The organism is Micromonospora sp. AMSO31t, assembly GCF_008868175.1.
In the GTDB taxonomy this organism is placed as follows: Bacteria; Actinomycetota; Actinomycetes; order Mycobacteriales; family Micromonosporaceae; genus Micromonospora.
The window spans coordinates 1-422 of the sequence record NZ_WBKT01000361.1 but is presented as its reverse complement, the minus strand read 5'-3'; the positions used below and the strand labels follow the sequence as shown (position 1 = coordinate 422).

Annotated in this window: 1 protein-coding gene; it reads left to right on the top strand. The window is 62.1% G+C overall.

Annotated elements, in window-relative coordinates; translation table 11 throughout:
- Positions 1-165: 165 nt before the first annotated feature.
- Positions 166-422: helix-turn-helix domain-containing protein (locus tag F8274_RS30945; RefSeq protein WP_225854067.1), on the top strand; the 257-nt coding region annotated here is incomplete at its 3' end.

Genomic DNA, 422 nt, shown 5'->3' with positions numbered 1-422 from the left:
TGGCGCGGTGGCTTTGCGAAATCTCGTGATGGGCTTGGCGGCCCGGTTCGGTAATCAGACAACCCGAATCTAGCCGCTCAAGACTCAAGGCGCAAGCGAAATCCCTGATTCCGCTCACGCTCTTGCTTTGCCCGTCGCGACCCAACCAACCCGAAGGAGGGTCCTATGACGACGGAGACCCATGGCTCTGCCATGCATGAGGGGCATCGCGCCGGCCGCCCCACCGGCGTTAGGCGGCTCAGCACAGCCTTACTTGAGAGCGAAGATCTGGCGGCCGACTTCAATGGCTTTGGCGAAAACGCGCCGACGAAGGGCGCGATCCTGTCCGCCTTCAAGGCTGCGGCGCCGTTTCTTGGCTACGGCAGCAAGGTCGTGCATGCGATCGACTGGCTGTTTCGATTCTCATCGCCCCAGGACTGGCT